The sequence below is a fragment of the Helicobacter pametensis ATCC 51478 genome (assembly GCF_000518225.1).
Lineage (GTDB): Bacteria > Campylobacterota > Campylobacteria > Campylobacterales > Helicobacteraceae > Helicobacter_G > Helicobacter_G pametensis.
In genome coordinates this window covers 1-1,326 of record NZ_JADE01000002.1, presented here as the reverse complement: position 1 = coordinate 1,326, position 1,326 = coordinate 1, and the positions used below count along the sequence as shown (strand labels likewise).

The 1,326-nt window shown below is 35.9% G+C and carries 2 protein-coding genes; both read left to right on the top strand.

Features of this window, described 5'->3' with window-relative positions; all coding sequences use genetic code 11:
- A partial coding sequence (locus tag T391_RS0100060; protein WP_027326619.1) for a glycosyltransferase family 2 protein occupies window positions 1–1,143 on the top strand: 1,143 nt, incomplete at its 5' end.
- Window positions 1,144–1,228: 85 nt separating this feature from the next.
- A partial coding sequence (locus tag T391_RS08490; RefSeq protein ID WP_211232218.1) for a glycosyltransferase family A protein occupies window positions 1,229–1,326 on the top strand: 98 nt, incomplete at its 3' end.

The following is a 1,326-nucleotide window of genomic DNA, read 5'->3' as shown; positions in this document are numbered from 1 at the left end:
TACAATGTAGAACCATATCTAAAACAATGCCTTGATTCTGTGATCCATCAAACCTATCAAAATCTCCAAATCATCCTTGTAGATGATGGAAGCACTGATCAAAGCTTTGAGATTGCTTATGAATATTTCCAAAAAGATCAAAGAATCTCAATCATCCAAAAACCCAATGGTGGTCTTAGTCAGGCTAGAAATGTAGGGATGGATTATCTAATGTCTCTAACCCCACCCCCTACAGACTATACAGTCTATGCTCACTCTAAACCCTTTGCCCCTGATTACATTCATTTCCTAGATAGTGATGATTGGTTTGAGTTAGATTGCATTGAGAAGTGTGTGTCTTTTTTTGCAAATTATTTAAATATCGATTGTCTTTGGCATAACTGGTTTATCTATGAAGATGAAAAAAAGCAGTATGCAAAATGGACTTCTTTTCCTTTTCAAGATCCGATTGATACAGTATTGAGTGTAGAGCAAATGTTGCAAAAGTTGAGGACAAAGCATCTTAATTTTGGATGGCATGGAGCATTTAAGGCAGAGGTCGCACGAGAGATTCGCTTCATTGAGGGGATTGAGTATGAAGATGTAGCGTTTGCTTTTATGCTTTTTGCTCGTCTAGATTACATTGGAATCTTAAATCAAAAACTTCTGTGCTACAGAGTTAGGCAAGGTTCAATTACAAATCCATATCTTGAAAATTATCCGTCATATATGCAAGATTTAAAGGGAGTATTTCAAACATTCCAGAAAGCCAAGTTTTATAATTTTTTCTATTCTGATTGTGTGAATATCGCGCAATCAATACAGTATCTATCTCAAAACAAAATCCAAGAGAAGAAAGTTTTGTATGAGATGTTGATGGATTTATTGCGATGGAGATTTGTGAGATTTCTTGGGGCTTCAAGGCCCAGGATTCGGGCTTCAAGAGATCCAAGGGGATGTAGGGCTCTTTATCAAGAGATAGAAAAGAAGCTTTATCCCAGCTTGGGCAAAAGATACTTGATGAGATTTGTTTTGTTTGTGTATTTTGCTTTGATATTCTTATTGTTTTATTATGCAAAGATTCGAAGATTAAATTCCCGTGAAATTTTAAATCTAAATAAAATCGCTTCTTCTTGGTTGGATTGGAATGTGGGGAAATGGTGATCCCCCAATCTTTCAAAAGCAAGTATAATCCCCTCTCTCATTGACCTCTGTCGTTGTCAAATCTAGAATACCAAGGAAAATAACTGTGAATTTCGCAATCATCATCCCCATCTACAATGTAGAACCATATCTAAAACAATGCCTTGATTCTGTGATCCATCAAACCTATCAAAATCTCCAAAT